The organism is Brevundimonas sp. (assembly GCF_016742135.1).
GTDB lineage: Bacteria > Pseudomonadota > Alphaproteobacteria > Caulobacterales > Caulobacteraceae > Brevundimonas.
In genome coordinates this window covers 245498-263974 of record NZ_JACVCG010000005.1, presented here as the reverse complement: position 1 = coordinate 263974, position 18477 = coordinate 245498, and the positions used below count along the sequence as shown (strand labels likewise).

Here is an 18477-nt window from a genome sequence, read left to right as displayed (position 1 = left end):
CTTCTGATCCGGACCCCGGACCGGACCGGCCTCTCCCCGCGAGAGACCGGCCCCGGCCCGGACCCGGCCAGAAGGTCGACAGACTGCAGGTCAACAGACCTCAATCCACCGCCGTGGCCCCCCGGTCGCGGCGGTGGTGTCGTTTCCGGGGGGCAGGGCGACGTTTGGGCGGATGTTTTTCCGTGCCGGCTGGACAGCCGCGACGGGTCGGTCAATGGGATGAATCGTGCCTGTCTCCCGTTTCCCTTCCCTGCGGTCGTCGCCGGACGTGAAGCCGCTTTCCGGTCGCCGGTTTCTGGTCGCCAGCGCGCCCTTTGGCCCCTTCTCCCGGGACATGGCGCGGGCGATCGAGACCGCGGGTGGCGAGGTCCATCGCCTGATCCTCAATATGGGCGACCTGTTCGACTGGAGACGCGGCGGGGCCCGGCTTCATCGCGAACCCTTTGAGACATTCCGTGCGGCCCTGCCCGACTGGATCGGCGATTTCACCGACGTCATCGTCTTCGGCGACACCAGCCCGCATGCCCGCGCCGTGCTGGACGCTGCCCGCACGGCCGGGCTGGAGACCTGGATCCTCGAGAACGGCTATTTCCGTCCCGACTGGATCACGTTGGAGCGGCAGGGCGTCAATGCCGAGGGCTGCAGCCCCTCCCGGCCCGAGGCCTATGCCGATGTCGCGGCCCGGGAGCCCCGGCCGATACCCGTCGGACGCATCCTGCCCTGGCACGTGACCCACATCAGCCTCTATTACTTCCTCGAGCTGCTGGGGCGTGCGGTGTTTCCCCACTTTCGGCCCGAGTATGAACCTCCGCCCTGGCGCCAGGCCGTGGGCCATGTGGTCCGCGCGCTGAAAAGTCGCAGGTCCATGATGCGCAGACGGATAAGGCGGCTGTTGCGCGGCGATATACCCTTTGTCCTGGTCTGCCTGCAGCGGGACGGGGACAGCCAGCTGGTGCGCCACTCGACGCTGCCGACCAATGGGGCGTTTCTGGCCCGGGTGCTGGACAGCTTCGCCGCCCATGCCCCGCCCGGCCTGCATCTGGTGGTCAAGGGGCATCCGCTGGACGCCGGCGTGATCGACCTCGAGGCCGAGACCCTGCGCCTTGGCGCGGCGCTCGGGGTGAGGGAGCGGGTGCACTATCTGGACGGCGGGGCGCTCGCGGACCTGTGCCGGGCATCAAAGGGTCTGGTGGTCAATAATTCCAGCGCGGCCCTGTCGGCGTTGGGCTTTGGCACGCCGGTCAAGGTGCTGGGCCAGGCCTTTTTCGACATGGAAGGGCTGACGGATCCCCGCCCGCTGGAGACCTTCTGGAAGGGGCCGGTCCCGCCGGACCCGGACCTGTTCGCGCGGTTTCGAACCTGGGTGATCGACAACACACAGATCAATGGCGGCTTTCATGGCCCCCGCGTGCGGCGGACGACGGCGGAAGCCCTGGTCCGCCGGTTTGCCGCAAAGCCGCCGCCCATCCGGTGAAAGTGTGGCTCTCGCGCAACCCTGGGGGCCCTGTCACGCGCCTGTCATATTACTGTCGCGGGAGAGTTTAACGCGGGGCCTAGAGGGGCGTCAGATCGTCGGTCCTACCGTCCGGCGCCAGGCAATCGGGCCTTATCATCGGGGATATACAATCATGAACCGCAAGAGCGCGTTCTGGGCGACGACCGCCCTTTTCACTGGCCTTCTGGTTTCGGCCGGCACGGCGTCCGCCCAGTCGACGGGTACCGAAGCGGCCGAAAGCCGGGTCGAGGACGTCATCGTCACCGGTACGCGCGGGCCGCGCAACATTGACGGCGCCATCGTCGCCGAAACCGTGGGCAAGACGCGCTCCAGCATCACCCAGGAGTTCATCCAGACCCAGACTCCGGGCCAGACCATCCTGCAGAGCCTGAACCTGGTCCCCGGCGTGAACTTCTACAACGCCGACCCCTATGGCACCTCGGGCGGCAACATCCGTCTGCGCGGCTTTGACGGCAACCGCGTGTCGCTGACCTTCGACGGCATTCCGCTGAACGACACCGGCAACTATGCCACCTACACCAACCAGCAGCTGGATCCGGAACTGATCGAGCGCGCCACGGTCAACCAGGGCACGACCGACGTCGACAGCCCGACGGCGTCGGCCACCGGCGGCACCATCAACTACACCTCGCGCCGTCCGGCCAGCGACTTCGGCGGCTGGATCCAGTCGTCGTTCGGCGACTTCAACTATCGCCGCAACATGTTCCTGATCGACACCGGCGAAGTCGGCCCCTGGGGCACGGCTGCCTGGTTCGCCTTCTCGCGCCAAGACTATGACAAGTTCAAGGGTCGCGGCACCCTGCGCAAGGAACAGTGGAACGCCCGCGTCTATCAGCCCCTGGGCAGCAACGGCGACTTCCTGGCGCTGTCGGGCCACTACAACGAGAACCGCAACAATAACTACAACGGCCCGAACCTGCGCACCGCCACCGGCTTCTGCGACGTGGCCCAGACGGTCGTCTGTAATGACCAGGTTGTGGACGATCCGCGCGGCTGGGATGTCGATTTCGACACCACCTATATCGCGCCGACCCGTCGCGCCGGTCTGGCCGACAACGACGTCAACGGCACCAACTACTGGGGTCTGCGGATCAATCCGTCGAACACCGGCAACATCCGCGGTAACTCGCGCTTCACCCTGGCCGAAGGCCTGGTCCTGACGGTCGACCCCTCGTTCCAGTATGTTCTGGCCAACGGTGGCACCCAGCAGGCTGTCCTGCAGGAAACTGACCTTCTGCTGCGCGGCACCTTCGCCACGGGCGGCGTCGACCTGAACGGCGACGGCGACACCCTCGACCGCGTCCGCGTCATGACGCCGTCGAACACCAACACCCACCGCTATGGCCTGAACACCTCGCTGATCTGGGATCTGGACGACAACCACCGTCTGCGCGCCGCCTATGCCTATGACTGGGGTCGTCACCGCCAGTACGGCCACTATGGCTTCGTTGACTTCGGACGGCCCAATGACCCGCGCTTCGTCGACTGGTTCGGCGGCCGCAACCAGGAAAACAACCGCGTCGTCAACCGCGACGGCTATGAGCTGCGCTCGCGCGACCGCCTGTCCTATGCCGAGCTGAGCCAGTTCTCGGTAGAATACCGCGGCCAGTTCCTGAATGACGCCCTGACGGTCAATCTCGGCCTGCGCGCGCCCTTCTTCAAGCGCGAGCTGAACCAGTTCTGCTACTCGCAGAACGCCTCGTCCAACGTGCTCTGCACCTCGGAAGTGCCGAACGCGACCCTGGCCAACGGCAATGTGACCTTCGCCGGTCGCGGAACCACCCAGTACATCGCGCCCTATTCGCGCGAAGTGAAGTATGACGACCTGCTGCCGAACGTCGGCGTGACCTACCGCTTCGACGGCGGCCACATGATCTACGCCAGCTATGCCGAGACCCTGTCGGCCCCGCGCACCGACAGCCTTTATGCCGTGCGTCGCCTCGCCGACAACTCGGTCGGAAATCCGACGGTCCAGCCGGAAACAGCCCAGACCTTCGACATCGGCTATCGCTACAGCAGCGCCAACGTCGTCGGTTCGGTCGCCGGCTTCTTCACCAACTATGACAACCGCATCGTCAACACCTTCGACGAGGACCTGAACACCTTCGTCGACCGGAACGTCGGTTCGGTGGAACTGATGGGCTTTGAAGGCTCGCTCGGCTGGTCGCCGACCGAGGCGCTGAGCCTGTACGGCTCGATCGCCTATCTGGATGGCGAACTGCAGGAAGACTACCGCTTCAACGCGGCGGGCGACCAGCTGCCGACCAAGGGCAAGAAGCTGGTGGAGACGCCGGACTGGACGGCTTCGTTCCGTGCCAACTACACCTTCTCGGACATGTTCTCGGGTGGGGTGCAGGCCAAGTACACGGGCGAGCGCTGGATCACCGACGTCAACGACCTGGCCGACAGTGCCTTCACCATCGTCGATGTGGACGCGCGGATCGACTTCACCCCCTGGGGCTATGAAGACACCTATCTGCAGTTCAACGTCACCAACGTCTTCGACGAGAAGTACTACTCCGGCCTGGGCACGCGCGCCTCGGCCACGCCGGGCCAGCTGGGCTACAGCCGTCCGTTCGCCACCACGGGTGCCCCGCGCACCTGGATGGCGACCCTGCGGGTCGGCTTCTAAGCCTTACTGACGTACTGAAGATCGAGGGCGGGCCGGAAACGGTCCGCCCTTTGTTTTTACCCTATCGCTCGCGACGCGGTCGCTCGCTGCTTGAGGGGTTGGCTTGAGGGCGGGGCGGTTCATGCCTATCTGGTGCGGCTCGCCCGTATGAAGGATGATCCCGGCATGACCGCTTTTCTTGTCCCCGCCGAATGGGCACCGCATCGCGCCATGTGGGTGGGCTGGCCCAGCCATGCCGAGCTGTGGGAAGACGACCTCGATGCCGCCCAGACTGAGGTGGAAGCCCTGGTGCGGGCTCTGGCCGGGCCGGGGCGCGAGCAGGTGCGGCTGATGGTCGGCAAGGCCGGGGCGCTGGAGGCGGCACGCGACCGGTTCGCGGGCGTGGACGGTGTGACCGTGGTCGACGGCCGGTTCGGCGACATCTGGCTGAGGGATACCGGTCCGATCTTCGGTCAGGGCTCGACGCGCGCAGCCGCCTTCCGTTTCAACGGCTGGGGCGGCAAGTATGAGCTGGAGCACGACGACACGGTCGCCACCCAGATCGGCGCGGCGTCCGGCACGCCGCTGGACCGGCACGACTTTGTCCTCGAGGGCGGAGCGCTGGACCACGACGGGCGGGGCACGATCCTGACGACGCGCCAGTGCCTGCTGAACCCCAACCGCAACCCGGGCTGGACCGAGGCGAGGGCCGAGGCGGCGCTGGCAGAGGCGCTGGGGGCCACGCGGGTGGTGTGGCTGGGCGACGGCCTGCTGAACGATCATACGGACGGCCATGTCGACAATCTGGCGCGGTTCGTCGGGCCGGGCGTGGTCGCGTGCCCTGTCGGCTGGGGGGCAGATGACCCCAACGATGATGTCTATGACGCCACGGCCCGGGCACTGACGGCCGAAGGGCTGACGGTCATCCGCATTCCCTCGCCCGGCCGTATCGAGGACGAGGACGGTGAGCCCATCCCCGCCAGCCACATGAATTTCCTGATCGCCAATGGGGCGGTCATTGTGCCGACCTATGGGAATGAGGCCGCCGCCGCCGCCGCGTGCGGGGCCTTGGCCACGATGTTCTCCGGGCGAGAGATCATCGCCCTGCCCTCGATCGCGATCCTCACCGGTGGAGGCTCGTTCCACTGCATTTCCCAACAGGAGCCGGAATGACCCGCACCCTTTCCGTCGCTGCCATCCAGACCTCGTATGGCGAGGACCTGCAGGCCAATATCGACAGGACGGTCGGCTTCATCCGGGAGGCGGCGGGCAAGGGTGCGCAGGTAATCCTGCCCTCGGAGCTGTTCCAGGGGCCCTATTTCTGTGTGTCCCAGGAGGAGCACTGGTTCGGTACGGCGCATCCGTGGCGGGAGCATCCGTGTGTGACTGCGCTTCAGCCGGTCGCGGCCGAGCTGGGGGTGGCCATTCCGGTGTCGATCTTCGAGCGCGAGGGGCCGCATTATTTCAACAGTCTGGTGATGCTGGATGCCGACGGGCGGGCGCTGGGCGTCTATCGCAAGAGCCATATTCCGGACGGGCCGGGGTATCAGGAGAAATACTATTTCCGGCCGGGGGATACGGGATTCAAGGTCTGGGACACGCGGTTCGGGCGGGTGGGTGTCGGCATCTGCTGGGACCAATGGTACCCGGAGACGGCGCGGGCCATGATGCTGCAGGGCGCCGAGGTGCTGATGTATCCGACCGCGATCGGGTCAGAGCCCCACGACGATGAGCTGGATACGGCCGAGCCCTGGCGGCGGGCCATGCAGGGCCATGCGGTCTCCAATGTCGTACCCGTCGTCGGTGCCAACCGCATCGGCCATGAGGCGGTGACCAACAAGGGCCAGACCTTTTACGGCCATTCCTTTATCGCCGATCATCGGGGCGATCTGGTGGAGAGCCTTGGCCGGGACGAGGAGGGCGTGCTGGTGCACAGCTTCGACCTCGATTTTCTGGATCGGCACCGGGCGGCCTGGGGCTTTTTCCGCGACCGGCGCACGGACCTGTACGGGCCGCTGGTCAGCCCGAGGCCCTAAGGGCGCAAGGCCAGTCGTTCAGCCGCGCAGGCGGGACTTTCCAGCGGGTCGGACCGGGCGGTGGCCAGCTCGGCACGGGCGGCATCGGCGAGGGCGCGATAGGCGGGGTCGGTCCGGGCGGCCTGCCAGACGCTCTGGCCCAGCCGTTGGCCCGCCGCCACATCCTGAGGCCAGGCCAGACCGCAGATCGACAGGCTGAGGCCGATTTCGCGACCGATGCGACGCACCGGAGCGGCGCGATCGGGGGCGAGGTCGGCGATGGCCTCGGCCCAGACGGTGGCGAGCGCTGCGCCCCCCGAGGGCGACCAGCCGTGGCCGCTGTCGCCCTCGGGCAGGCGGATACAGGCGGCGCGGTCGGTGCCGAGGTCGATTGGCCGGGGACGGGCGGCCCGCAACCTTTGCCAGACCGCCTCGACGTCCCGGCCCAGCCGGGTGAACAGGTCGGTGGTGGCAGGGGTTTCGGTCGCGCCCAGTCGCGTTCCAAGGGTGCAGTCGAAATGCTGGGGTGCGAGGGCCGGGCGCAGTTCGACATGGCGGATGGCCAGGTACCAGCGGTCGGTGCCGGGGGTCTGGCCCTCACGAGTCCAGATCTGCCGGTCGGCGGAGATGTCGGCGGAGGTCGGGCCGGGCGAGGGGCGGTGGTCCGAGGCCAGGCTGTCGATCCGGTCCGGTGTGAGGAAGCCCTCGGAGGACGAGGGAGCCGGCAGCGGGCGACCGTCGGTCCGGGGACCGGGCAGTCCGCAGGCGGCGAGCATCAAAGGCAGCAGGAGGAGGGGCAGGCCCCGCCTCCCCGTCCTCACTGCGCAGCCGTCCATGTAACGGAGACGTGAGTCTGGCTTTCGTTGTCGTCGACCGGCTGCGCCACAACCTGAAGGGTGGCGCCGCGTCCTTCGGGATCGACAGCGGCGTAGGCCTGGGTGTCGCCCTGTTTCAGGGCCGAGACCGTCGACAGGCCACTGTCGCGGGCCTTGGCCTGGTAGAAGCCAATCACGGCCTCCGGACTGTCGGTGGTCGTGAAGGTGACCGTACCGCCGAGGTCCGTGGTGGGCGCATCCGACGGACTTGGCGCGGCTCCCGGATAGGCGGTGGCATAGGCAGGGGGGCCAGACGGCGTGGCCTCTGCGGTCTCCGCGCCGACGGCAGGCGTCTCGGGCGTTTCCGGTGCGGCGGCTTTGGCCTCGGGCGGCGGGGTTTCGTTTTCTGATGGCCCCTGACCGCAGGCGGCCACAGCCAGGCTGGCAGCGAATGCCGTCGTCAGGGCAAGACGCGCGGAAAGTCGGCGCGGGATCGGTTGCAATCTCATGGTCCCGTTCCTGGGTTGGGTCGCGGAATCAGCTTACGGCACAAGCCCGTGGGCTCGTTGGCCGGAGGGCAGGTTGGCGCAGGACGTTGGCGCCTTCAAGGCGATTGTTCAGCCGGTCGAGGCGTCGGCGTCGCCCCCGGAGGAGCGGTCGTCTCCGGTGTTGCGGACAGGGCCGGTGCCGGACGGCGTCTGATCCCTGCCCGATCCCCCGCCATCGCGGCCCATGCGGGACAGTTCCGCATTGATGGTGTCCGAATCCGGGTCGATGTCCGAGCCCGAGGCCGAGCCGCCGCGAAGCGACCCGGCGCGGGTGTCGGACCCGGAATCGCTGCCGGTGAGGGCGCGGTCCAGCTGATCCTGATCGAGCGTCTCGGACAGGGCGTCCGGCGTATGGCCCAGGTCGGGGCGTTCGCCGACGATCCTGGCCTCGCGGCATTCGTCGGTTTCGGGCGGGGTCTCGGGATCGGCCATCTGTGGTCTCGCCTCCATTACGGAGGATAAGCGCCGACAGACGGCCGGGGTTCCCGGGCCGGGGTTGGGCCGATCAGGCCTCGAACAGTTTTTGCCAGCGGCGCTTCTCGCGGGCCTTCCAGGCACCGCGATGGTAAGCGTCCGACCCGATCAGGGGCACGACGGTGGTCGCTTCGGCAAAGACCATCTGCTCGTGGGTGGTCTGGACCTTGCCCCAGCTGGCGGCCTCCTTGAGGGTCGACGAGGAGCAGGCGCCGTCGCGGACGTCGGCGACCGTGATCTGGACCGCGTAGCGGTGCATCTCGGCCTCGATGCCGAGGATTTCGGCGCAGACGACGGTGTCCTGGGCGAAGTTCTTGGGCACCCCACCCCCGACCATGAACAGGCCGGTGACGCCCGCGGCGATCTTGATGTCGGTCAGTTCGCGGAAGTCGGCGATGGCGTCCAGCATCATATAGGGCTGACCGGCGGCGGCGCGCTCCTTCTGGTGCTTGACGAGGCCGAACCCGGCCGAGCTGTCGACGAAGGCCGGGCAGAAGATCGGCACGCCCTCTTCATAGGCGGTCTGGATCAGCGAGCCGGGCTTTTTGGCGTTCCCTTCGGACAGCCACTTGCCCATTTCCCAGATGAACTCGCGCGAGGAATAGCCGCGCGGCTCGAGGCGATTGGCGATCTCATAGATGGTGTGATCGCAGGCCTGGAGCTCTTCCTCGTCGATATAGGTGTCGTAGATCCGGTCGATGTAGTTGTCGCGCAGGACGTTGTCGTCGACCTCTCCGGCGGCCTGGTAGTGTTTGAAGCCGAGGGCCTCGAAGAAGTCCATGTCGACGATCGAGGCGCCGGTGGCGACCACGGCGTCGACCATGCCGAACTTCACCATATCGCGGTAGACGTGCATGCAGCCGCCGGCCGAGGTCGAACCGGCCAGGATCAGCCACGGCGAGCAGTCCTTGTCCTCCAGCGCCATGTTGAAGATGTCGGCGGCGCGGGCCGTGTCGCGCGACGAGAAGCTCATCTTGCGCATCGAGTCGATGATCGGACGCGCGTCGAAGCTGGTGATGTCGATGTGCTCGACGGTGTTCTGAAGCAGTTCGGCCTTCTGATTGGACGGTGCGTTCATTTCAGCGGTTTCCCTCATGATTTGAGCGCCCGTCCGTAAAGAAGATGCAGCGGCCCGGACGGAGCGACGGGCCGCTGCTTACCAGTGTCTGTGTAACCGTTCAGCGTCGGCGCTGCTTGCGCTGTCCGGCCTTGCCCTTGGGACGGCTGAAACGAACGACCTTGCGGGCCTGTTCCTCGGCCGAGGTGCGGACAGTCGGGATGGACCGCGGTGCCAGGCCGTAGAGCGAGGCCATGGGGGCGTCCTCGACCATGGCGATGTCGTGCACGCCATAGCCGTTGAAGCCGGTCGACATGGCCACCCCATAGGCGCCCAGCATGCCGATCTCGATATAGTCACCCTCGCGGATGTCGGCGGGCAGCCAGAAGGGCCCGGGCATGTGGTCGATCGAGTCGCAGGTCGGCCCGTAGAAGCGGAACGGCTTGAGATCGCCCGAGGCCGGCGCGTCGCGCACCAGCTTGACCGGGAAGGGCCAGCGCGAGTGGGTCGCGTCGAACAGCGAGCCGTAGGAGCCGTCGTTCAGATAGAGGGCATCGCCCTTGCGCAGCTCGACCTGGCACAGGATGGAGCTGGACTCGGCGACCAGCGCCCGGCCGGGCTCGCACCACAGCTCGGTGGTTTCCGAGACCGGCATTTCGTTGAAGCCGCGGTGAATGGCGTCGGCATATTCCTGCATGTCCGGCGGGACCATGCCCGGATAGACCGAGGGGAAGCCGCCGCCGACATCGACGATGTCGACAAACACGCCGGCGCGGCTGATCGAGCGGCCGACCTGGGCCATGGCGGCCTCATAGGCGGACGGGCGCATGCACTGCGAACCGACATGGAAGGATACGCCCATCAGCCCGTCCTTGACCGCCTGACGCACGGCCAGCAGCAGGGACGGGGCCTGGTCCGGCGACACGCCGAACTTGCCCGACAGGGTATAGGCCGCACCGTCGGCCGACACGGCCATCCGCACCACGAGGTTTAGATCGGTGGCCTGACCCGTGGCGTCCAGGATCTTGTGCAGTTCCTCGATGCAATCGAGCGAGAAGGTGCGCACGCCGTGGTCGAAATAGGCACGGGTGATCGCCGACCGGCTCTTGACCGGGTGCATGAAGGCCAGACGTGCGTCAGGGCTGACCGAACGGACCAGTTCGATCTCGGCCAGAGAGGCCACGTCGAAGGCGGTGACACCGGCGTCGACCAGGGTCTCGATGACCCAGCGCGACGGATTCGCCTTCACCGCATAGAAGACGTCAGCCTTTAGATTGTCCTGGAACCAGCGCGCCGCTACGGAAACCGAACGCGGCCGCACGAGGGCGACGGGACGTTCAGGGGACCGCTCACGGACCAGGTCCAGGGGAAGCTGGTACGTGCGCAATTCACGTAACCCCCTGTAAATTGTTAACCCAGACCGGCGTTAGCGGCGCAAGCATGGGACCTACGGGGTCCGCCGGAACCCGCGATATGGGGAAAAGCCCCTGTCATGTAAAGCGGTAATTTCATGTCCGTTCCCGCGAGGGCGCTTGCGGGGCCGACAGCGAGACTGCATTCAGGCCGGGGAGTCGAAGGGAGGCGGGCACGCATGGTCATGACGTCAGAGGCGGCGCGCGACTTTCTGCGCGGGCTGGGCATCGCCGCGCTGGCGGGTCTGGTTCTGGCCCTGAGCGGTGCCTTCGCGGACGCGGACATGTCGCTGGGACACCGCCTGGCTTACTGGGTGCCGCTGATGGTGCTGGGTGGGCTGTGGGGGCATGTCTGCGGGCGGGTCGTCGAGCGGTTCTGGGATCTGGACGACCGGCCGTGGGTGACGGTCGCCGTGCTGACGGCCCTGATGTCCGGGCCGATTCTGCTGATGGTGTGGCTGGCGACGGGCCTGTTCTTCGAGGGGCGTGTCTATCGCCTGTCGTCGATGATCTATTTCGTGGCACCGGTGCTGAGCATCACGGGGGCCATGAGCGCCATCAATGTCTTCGTGACCCGATCGCGCACGGTCCAGACGCATGAGGCCGCGCAGGGGCAGGCCCCGGCCCGGTTCCTCGACCGCCTGCCGCCGAAGCTGCGGGGCGCGCGGCTGATCGCCGTCCAGTCCGAGGACCACTATCTGCGCCTGCATACCGACCGGGGCTCGGACCTGATCCTAATGCGGCTGGCCGATGCCCTGGTCGAACTGGAGGGGCTGGAGGGGGCCCAGACCCATCGCAGCTGGTGGGTGGCGCGTGACGCCGTGCGCGATGTGGCGCGGGGCGACGGCCGGGCGACCCTGACGCTGGACGGCGGGCTGAGCGTGCCCGTCAGCCGCCGCCATGCCCGCGCGCTCAGGGCCGCCGGCTGGTACTGATTATTCGAGAGCCTGATTCACGGCATCGGTGGAATCGCGAAGCGATTCCACCTCAACCGACCAGGGCTCTAGCTGGCCCAGATGCCGTGGAAGCCGGCGGGCAGGGCGGTGTGCGAGCTCCAGCTGGCCACCGGACCATCCGACAGGCGGGCCATGTCCAGCACATGCAGTTCGGTGGTGCGGGTCTTGAGGTTGATGGTCGGGCCGACCAGCCAGGCGGCATCCTCGGCGTTCTGACCGGGTTTGGGCACCACCACCATCTCCTCGACCACCTGATGGGGGCCGAAGTCGTACTGATGCGCCTGACCGGTTGACCAGTCGTGCAGGCCGATGGCGGTGGCGAACGGGCGGTCCGGGGCCTCGCCCGCCGTATGCAGGCTGAAGCGGCGGGTCTGACCGGCGCGGCGCGGGTCGCTGCGCGGGAATTCCGCCACCACAGTCGTGCGCTCCAGCCGGGCACTGCCATCCGGTGACAGGACGACCAGCGCCAGCCGGGCGGGCTCGCCCCCGATCGGGACGCCGTTCAGCAGTTCGGTCGCGCCGGTCGCGGCAAAGCGCATGTCGGCGTGGGCGCAGACGTCGAAGCGGATCGTGCCGTCGGCTTCCTCCCAGGCGTCGCCCAGATGGAAGAAGCCGAAGTCGGGCAGGTCGAACAGGCGGCGGCTGTCGAGGTTGTCCTTGTCCAGCACCAGCACCCGGGTGCCGGTTCCGGCCTGCCAGTCGAAGGCGGCCGAGAAGGGCAGGGTCCGGCGCACCTGCACCCAGGGCTGCAGCACGATCACCAGATGCCGGGCGGTGGCGGTGAAGTCGTGGATATAGGAGGCGCGCGGCAGGGGGATGACGCTGGCGGTCTCGAGCGTGCCGTCGGCGGCCAGACGCCAGACAATGGCCTGGGCCCCGTTCATGCCGAGGTTCCAGATGCGGCCGTCCGGCTCGACGCGGGGATGGGCCAGAAACGGCATGCCCTTCAGATCATCCCGCAGGGTGACGAACCCTTTTGTCTCCAGAGTGTCGGCGTCCATCGCCATCGGCGAGCCGCCTTCCCACAGGGCCCAGACGTCGTCGCCGACCCTGAGGACCGAGGTATTGGCGGCATTGGCGTCGTCGTTGGATCCGATCTCGGCGCGCGGATCGGCGGGGGTGCCGAAGCCGGGCATGACCATGGCGTCCAGGCGGGTTTCCTGACGCCGCTTGGGGGTATCGGCAAAGCGGGCGGCGAGCGTCGCCTCCCCGTCCGAGATGCTGAACCTGCGGATCAGACCATCGCCGTCGAACCAGTGCTCGGCCGAGCCGCCCGGACGCCGGAACCTGGCCGGGCCGTTGCGATAGAGCGCGCCTTCCAGTCCCGCCGGAGCCCGGCCGTGGATCCGCGTCAGACGGTGCGGGGCGACATCCCCCTCGAGGTCGCGGGTGACCAGCCCCCAGTCGGCGGCGGCATCCTGGGCCGTCAGCAACCGCGTGGCCTCGGCTACATCGGGGGTAAGGACGCTGCTGCCCATGGCGGCGGCACCCAGCAGGAAGGAACGACGGGAGGGGATCATGGCGGGGCTCCGGCTTTCAGGGGTTCGGATCAGCGCAGGGTGATGGTCTGGACGACGGCGCCATTCACATTGAAGCGGGCGCGCTCCCAGCTGGCGGGGCCCATGTTGCCGACGGCATTGTTGGAGAAGGCGAAGGGCTCGACCGGCATGCCGAAAGGATTGGTGTTCATCACGCCATCGCCGTTCAGATCATGGAACGACTTCATGCCGTAGGAGCCGGGGGCGAGGCCGTCGAAGGTCACGGTGACGGGGGTGGACGAGGCGGCGACCGTCATGGCGGCGACGGGCTGATTGCGGTCATAGCCGGCCTGTGAGCTGAACAGCACCACCATGACCGATCCGGTGGTGGCACCCGTTTCGAACTCGAAGGTGACGCTGGAATCCTGGGCGAGGGCGGGGGTGGTGGAGGCAGTGCCGAGGGCGGCGACGGCGGCGGCGATCAGGGCGATGCGGGTCTTCATGAGGGTCTCTCTGGTCCGTGACGGGGCGGTGCGCCCTGTCGATGACCAGACCCTGAGCCGGGCCGTCCGGTGCCGCCACAGCGCTTACGGAAAGCGCCGCGCGGCCTTCGCCAATGGACAGGTGAAAACCGCGCCTGGCGGTTGGCGATACGCGAACGGACAGCCTGGTTTGCCGCGGGATGCCGTCAGTCGTCCTCGATGCGGTCGATGTCGTCGTCGGTCAGGCCGAAGTGGTGGCCGATCTCGTGAATCAGAACATGGGCGATCAGATCGGACAGGCCCACATCGCCGCGCTCGCACCACTCGTCCAGAATGGGTCGCCGGTAGAGGAAGATGCGCGAGGGCTCGGCCGCCGGTCCCATCTCGTCGCGGCGACCGACATCGACGCCGAAATAGAGGCCGGTCAGCTCGAACGGTTCCTCCATGCCCAGCGCCTCGAGCGTTTCTGCATCGGCGAAGTCGTCGACGCGGAGGACGACATCCTGCGACAGGCCGCGAAAGGGCTCGGGCAGGGCGTCCAGCGCCGCGCGCGCCAAGGCGGCGAAATCGTCCAGCGAAGGGGCGACAGGATTGTCGCTCCAGGGCGGATCAAGGGGGGAAAGGGCAGCGGACAGGGGAGGGTCTCCGGACCGCGCGGGCATGGCGGTGCAAGCGGGCCATCTTGGGGTATGGTGAACGGGCGAATCAAGCCGCCGGGTCGGGCCTTTGGCGGAGGGAGGAAGGGCAAGCGTGATTGCCGGAGCGGACATCGCCTATGTGGCCACCGTCGGGGCCGCCGGTCTGGCGCTGGCGGTCAGCGCCTGGGCGTGGCGTCTGGATGCGCGCGCCCGCCGCAGCGAAGCCGCGCTGGAAGCCGAGCTTGAGACCCGCGCCGACCTGATCGCTACCCGCGATGCCTGTCTGGCCCTGATGCGCGAAGTGCGGGTCCAGATCGTGGGGGATGCCGACGGCGATCTGCGGGCCGGTCAGGTGTTCGGCGATCCCGACCTGATTGCGACCCTGACCCAGGCCGACCAGGCCGCCGGCGATGTGCTGATCGCCCGGGTCCGGGAGGCCGATGCCGCGCGGCTGAAGGCGCTGGTCCAGTCGGGCGTTGCTTTTGACCTGGCGCTGCAGACCGATGCCGGCGTCTGGCGAATCGAAGGTCGGGCGCTGGCGGGGTCGGCCTGGCTGCGGTTTACCGATGCCGAGATTTCCGCCGGGCTGGGCGCGGGCGACAGTGCCGCAGGCCTGCTGGCCGATGCCTCGCCCGTGCCGACCTGGGTGGTGGATTCCACCGGGCGGCTGGCCTGGGCCAACCGGGCGTGGCTGGCGGCGGTCAAGGCCGGCAGTCTGGAAGACGCCCTGCAGCGCCAGTTGACCTTTGACCGGGGGGCCGAGGCCATCGTCGCCGACGCCCTGCGCCAGGGCACGCGGCAGGAAGGCTTCCGCTGGACGGCCACCGACGGGCGGCGCAAGGCCTGGCGCATCCTGGCCGAGCCCAGCGTGGGCGGCGGGGCGGTGACCGCCTTTGCCATCGAGATGACCGAGGCCGAGGAGACACGTGACACCCTGCGGCGCCACGTCGAGGCCCATGACGAGACGCTGAACCATCTGGCCGATGCGGTGGCCATCTTCGGCCCGTCCAAGCGGCTGGCCTTCCACAATACGGCCTTTCAGGCCCTGTTCGACCTCGACCCGGCCTGGCTGGACGAGCGGCCGACTCATGCGGAGCTGCTGGACCGGCTGCGGCAACGCCGGCTGCTGCCCGAGGTGATCGACTATGCGGGCTGGCGGGCACGCGAGCTGGAATTCTATGGCGCGACCGAGGCCACGCCAGACGACAGCTGGTCCCTGCCCGACGGTCGCACGCTGCGCGTCGTGCGTCAGCCGCACCCGCTGGGCGGTATCCTGCTGATCTTTTCGGACATCACCGATGAGCTGAACCTGCGCAGCCGCTTCAACGGCCAGATCCAGGTGCAGCGGGCGACGCTGGACAAGCTGAACGATGCGGTGGCGGTGTTCGGCTCGGACGGGCGGCTGCGCCTGCACAATGAGGCCTTCTCGACCTTCTGGGGGCCGTCGGCGCAGCGGTTTGATCCGCAGGCCGATTTCGAGGCGGTGGCCGATGTCTGTCGCAAGGTGTTGCCGGATCCGGGGCTGTGGCTGGGGCTGAAGGCGCGGGTCGCCGATCCCGATCCCGAAAGCCGGGTGGCCGTGTCGGGCGAGGGGCGGACGGTCGATGGCCGCATCGCGGCCTGGCAGACCCGGCCCCTGCCGGACGGGGCGACGCTGGTCGCCTTTTCCGATGTGACGGCTCAGCGGGCGCTGGAGCAGGCGCTGGCCGAGCGTGAGGCGGCGCTTGCCGAAAGCCAGGCGCTGAAACGCGAGTTCGTGGGCAGTGTCTCCTATGAACTGAGGACACCCCTGACGACCATCGTCGGCTATTCGGAACTGCTGGAGGCTTCGGGTGAACTGCCGGAGCGCAGCCGCCAGCATGCGGGGGCGATCCGCGTGGCGGCGACCCAGCTGGCGCGCTCCATCGACGATGTGCTCGACATGGCCCAGATCGACGCGGGCGAGATGGATCTGTCGATTCAGCCCATCCGGCTGGAAGACCTGCTGACCGAGGCGGCCGAAGCGGTGCGCCCCCGGATCGAGGGACGCGGGGCGCGACTGGCGGTCCGTATCCCGCGCGGCATCGGCGAGATCGAGGCGGACCGCACGCGCGTGGCCCAGGCGCTGAACCACCTGCTGGACAATGCGGCGCGGGCCGTGTCCGAGGATGGCGTGGTGACGCTGGAGGCCGTGGCGGGCGAGGGCGAGGTGCGCCTCAAGGTATCCGATACCGGGCGCGGCATTCCCTATCACCTGCAGCCCCATGTGTTCGACCGCTTCGTCCGGCGCGAGCGGGGCGGGCCGGGCGTGGGTCTGGCCCTGACCAAGGCGCTGGTCGAGCTGCACGGCGGCTGGGCCGAGGTGGACAGTGTGCCGGGCGAGGGCGCGACCTTCAGCCTGCATCTGCCCCGGGTGGCGGCCTCGGGCCGGGACGATGACCGCGAACGCTTTGACACGGCGGGTCCGGCTCACTAACCCGTCGCGGCACTGTTGCCGAGAGACCGACCATGGCCCGACCGCTGCTGAAGACCGCGCTGATCTATGATTTCGACGGCACCCTGGCCCGCGGAAACATGCAGGAGGTCAGCTTCATCCCCTCGGTCGGGATGGAGAAGGGTGCCTTCTGGGAAGAGGCCGAGACCCTGACCCGCCAGGCCGATGGCGACGGCATCCTGATGTATATGCAGCTGATGCTGCAGCGGGCGCGGGAGAATGACACCCCGATCACCCGCAGCGCCCTGCGCGACCACGGCCATGACGTGAAACTGTTCGACGGGCTGAAGACCGACCTGACCGGCCCCGGGTGGTTCGACCGGATGAATGCCTTCGGCCGCCACTACGGGCTGGATATCGAGCACTATATCGTCTCGGCCGGGCTGGAAGAGATGATCGACGGCTGCCCGATCCGCGATGAGTTCCATCACGTGTTCGCGTCGAAATTCGTCTATGACAAGGACGGGGTGGCCGTCTGGCCGGCGGTTGGGGTCAACTACACGACCAAGACCCAGTATCTGTTCCGCATCAACAAGGGCGTGCTCAACCACTATGAGCATGACCGCATCAACCGCTTCATCCCCGATGCCGAGCGGCCCGTGCCGTTCGAGCGGATGATCTTCCTCGGCGACGGCGACACCGATGTCCCGACGATGAAGATGATGCACACCAAGGGCGGCTTTTCGATCGCCGTCTATGACCCCCGCAACACCGAGCGCGACCAGCAGAAGATCTACTCCCTGATCAGCGAGGACCGGGTGAATTTCGTGGCGGCGGCGGACTATCGCGAGGGGTCGGCGCTGGACCTGATCGTCAAGGGGCTGATCGGTCGGATCGCCGTCAACGCCGGGACCATGCCGGCGGGCTGAGGGCGGCTAGCGGCCGCCGGCCCTCTGCCAGGCGTCGCGCACGGCGATCAGGCGGGACGGCACCAGGCCGCGCAGGGTGGCGCCCTCGCCGGTACGCTTCAGCCCGGCCTCCATCCCCTTTTGCCAGACGACCTGGACCGGGGTGGCGATGCCGGTGGGCAGGTCGACGATGAAGGCCTCTCTCGGCAGGCTGACCGACCGGTCCAGCCGGATGCGCAGGCCTGAGCGCGACTGGTCGACCAGCCGGCAGGTGTGTTCGACCGCGGGCGCCACGACCAGGGCGCGTCCGTCGATCGGGCTGCGGGGTTCAAGGCGACGCTCTATGCTCATGCCGATATAGGACCCGGCACACGGTTTCGATCCAGTTTAACGGTGACGTCGGCAGTCACACCGCCTGCCAGCATGCGCCGGGTGATGCGCTCGAAATACCGGATGAAGTCCGCCAGCCGGGCGCGTTCTTCGGGAGGCAGGTCGGCAGGTGCAATGCCCAGCAGATCGGCCTCCTGCTGGCAGCGCCAGTCCAGCACGACGTCGAACGACGGGGCCTTGAGGAACAGGATGGCGTCCAGGCTGTCGGCAAAGACGCGGTACGGTCCGGCGACGAAATCATTGATGGCCGCCCGCCAGCGTCCGTCGGCATCGCGGGTCTGTTCCAGCGCATTGACGGGGCGGTCCAGTGCCGCCGCATCCTCGGCGACCACGCCGAGGCACCAGGCGTCGATCAGTATGGCCGAGGGCTGTCCCTGGTAGGGCCGCCAGCGGTCGCGGGGCAGGCGGTCGTCGCCGCGCTTGTCGAAGTCGGGCAGCCAGGTGGTGCCGTCGGGGCCCGCCGCCGACAGCTGGTCCATGAGGTCGGTCAGGAGGCCCAGATCGTGGGTGCCCGGCGGGCCGCGCATGAGGAACAGGGGGTGGACGTCGCGGGCCATGGCCTCGCGTTCGGCCCGGGTCAGATAGACGTCGTCGATCGAGATCTGCGCCGCGCCAAAGGCATGGGCGGCCGCACGGGCCAGCGTGGTCTTGCCGGACCCCTGGGCTCCCACGATGGCGATGCGGGCGGGACGTCCGGCAGGTGCGGCCTCGATCAGCCGTCCGACGAGGGCGAGAAGGTCCGGCTCGATCCGGGGGCCGGACAC

General features: G+C 68.0%; 17 protein-coding genes. 7 read left to right on the top strand and 10 right to left on the bottom strand.

Features of this window, described 5'->3' with window-relative positions:
- Positions 1 to 268 precede the first annotated feature (268 nt).
- The 4 genes from IBJ06_RS12300 to aguB all read left to right on the top strand — a co-directional run bounded on the left by IBJ06_RS12300 (position 269) and on the right by aguB (position 6163).
- Positions 269 to 1474 carry a capsular biosynthesis protein gene (locus tag IBJ06_RS12300; protein WP_292160760.1) on the top strand — a complete coding sequence of 402 codons (1206 nt, stop codon included), beginning with the start codon at positions 269 to 271 and terminating at the stop codon, positions 1472 to 1474.
- Positions 1475 to 1628: 154 nt separating this feature from the next.
- Positions 1629 to 4148, top strand: a complete 2520-nt coding sequence (locus tag IBJ06_RS12295) for a TonB-dependent receptor (RefSeq protein WP_292160756.1) — start codon at positions 1629 to 1631, stop codon at positions 4146 to 4148.
- Between the two features lie 165 nt (positions 4149 to 4313).
- Complete coding sequence (locus tag IBJ06_RS12290) at positions 4314 to 5300, top strand: agmatine deiminase family protein (protein ID WP_292160754.1); 987 nt, start codon at positions 4314 to 4316, stop codon at positions 5298 to 5300.
- On the top strand, positions 5297 to 6163 hold the full coding sequence (gene aguB / locus IBJ06_RS12285) for an N-carbamoylputrescine amidase (RefSeq protein ID WP_292160751.1): 867 nt from the start codon (positions 5297 to 5299) through the stop codon (positions 6161 to 6163). Before IBJ06_RS12290 ends, aguB begins: the two co-directional genes overlap by 4 nt.
- On the opposite strand, the gene IBJ06_RS12280 is transcribed toward aguB, so the two are convergent.
- From IBJ06_RS12280 to IBJ06_RS12260, 5 genes are all read right to left on the bottom strand, one after another.
- Complete coding sequence (locus IBJ06_RS12280; RefSeq protein WP_292160748.1) at positions 6160 to 6918, bottom strand: PA-phosphatase; 759 nt, start codon at positions 6916 to 6918, stop codon at positions 6160 to 6162. The genes aguB and IBJ06_RS12280 overlap by 4 nt on opposite strands.
- 41 nt (positions 6919 to 6959) lie before the next feature.
- Positions 6960 to 7466, bottom strand: a complete 507-nt coding sequence (locus IBJ06_RS12275) for a hypothetical protein (RefSeq protein WP_292160745.1) — start codon at positions 7464 to 7466, stop codon at positions 6960 to 6962.
- Between the two features lie 108 nt (positions 7467 to 7574).
- Positions 7575 to 7937 carry a ribonuclease gene (locus tag IBJ06_RS12270; RefSeq protein WP_292160742.1) on the bottom strand — a complete coding sequence of 121 codons (363 nt, stop codon included), beginning with the start codon at positions 7935 to 7937 and terminating at the stop codon, positions 7575 to 7577.
- Between the two features lie 73 nt (positions 7938 to 8010).
- Positions 8011 to 9075 (bottom strand): deoxyhypusine synthase, encoded by a 1065-nt coding sequence (locus IBJ06_RS12265; protein ID WP_292160740.1) that lies wholly within the window; start codon positions 9073 to 9075, stop codon positions 8011 to 8013.
- An 82-nt stretch (positions 9076 to 9157) separates the two neighbouring features.
- Entirely contained in the window at positions 9158 to 10423 is a 1266-nt protein-coding gene (locus IBJ06_RS12260) for a type III PLP-dependent enzyme (RefSeq protein ID WP_292160739.1), read from the bottom strand.
- A 204-nt stretch (positions 10424 to 10627) separates the two neighbouring features.
- On the opposite strand from IBJ06_RS12260, the gene IBJ06_RS12255 reads away from it, so the two are divergent.
- Positions 10628 to 11383: a LytTR family DNA-binding domain-containing protein gene (locus tag IBJ06_RS12255; protein ID WP_292160737.1), complete on the top strand. Its 756-nt coding sequence runs from the start codon at positions 10628 to 10630 to the stop codon at positions 11381 to 11383.
- Between the two features lie 68 nt (positions 11384 to 11451).
- Here the strand turns inward: IBJ06_RS12255 and IBJ06_RS12250 are convergent, their stop codons facing one another.
- From IBJ06_RS12250 to IBJ06_RS12240, 3 genes are all read right to left on the bottom strand, one after another.
- Complete coding sequence (locus IBJ06_RS12250) at positions 11452 to 12924, bottom strand: carotenoid oxygenase family protein (protein WP_292160734.1); 1473 nt, start codon at positions 12922 to 12924, stop codon at positions 11452 to 11454.
- 29 nt (positions 12925 to 12953) lie between these two features.
- Positions 12954 to 13385, bottom strand: a complete 432-nt coding sequence (locus IBJ06_RS12245) for a DUF2141 domain-containing protein (protein WP_292160731.1) — start codon at positions 13383 to 13385, stop codon at positions 12954 to 12956.
- Between the two features lie 185 nt (positions 13386 to 13570).
- Complete coding sequence (locus IBJ06_RS12240) at positions 13571 to 14026, bottom strand: metallopeptidase family protein (RefSeq protein WP_292160727.1); 456 nt, start codon at positions 14024 to 14026, stop codon at positions 13571 to 13573.
- Between the two features lie 88 nt (positions 14027 to 14114).
- Here IBJ06_RS12240 and IBJ06_RS12235 point away from each other — a divergent pair, with 88 nt between their 5' ends.
- Both IBJ06_RS12235 and IBJ06_RS12230 read left to right on the top strand, forming a co-directional pair.
- Positions 14115 to 16457, top strand: a complete 2343-nt coding sequence (locus IBJ06_RS12235; protein WP_292160725.1) for a PAS domain-containing sensor histidine kinase — start codon at positions 14115 to 14117, stop codon at positions 16455 to 16457.
- A gap of 32 nt (positions 16458 to 16489) precedes the next feature.
- On the top strand, positions 16490 to 17344 hold the full coding sequence (locus IBJ06_RS12230) for a haloacid dehalogenase-like hydrolase (RefSeq protein ID WP_292160723.1): 855 nt from the start codon (positions 16490 to 16492) through the stop codon (positions 17342 to 17344).
- A 6-nt stretch (positions 17345 to 17350) separates the two neighbouring features.
- On the opposite strand, the gene IBJ06_RS12225 is transcribed toward IBJ06_RS12230, so the two are convergent.
- Both IBJ06_RS12225 and IBJ06_RS12220 read right to left on the bottom strand, forming a co-directional pair.
- Entirely contained in the window at positions 17351 to 17674 is a 324-nt protein-coding gene (locus tag IBJ06_RS12225) for a PilZ domain-containing protein (protein WP_292160721.1), read from the bottom strand.
- Positions 17671 to 18477: a kinase gene (locus tag IBJ06_RS12220; protein WP_292160719.1), complete on the bottom strand. Its 807-nt coding sequence runs from the start codon at positions 18475 to 18477 to the stop codon at positions 17671 to 17673. Before IBJ06_RS12220 ends, IBJ06_RS12225 begins: the two co-directional genes overlap by 4 nt.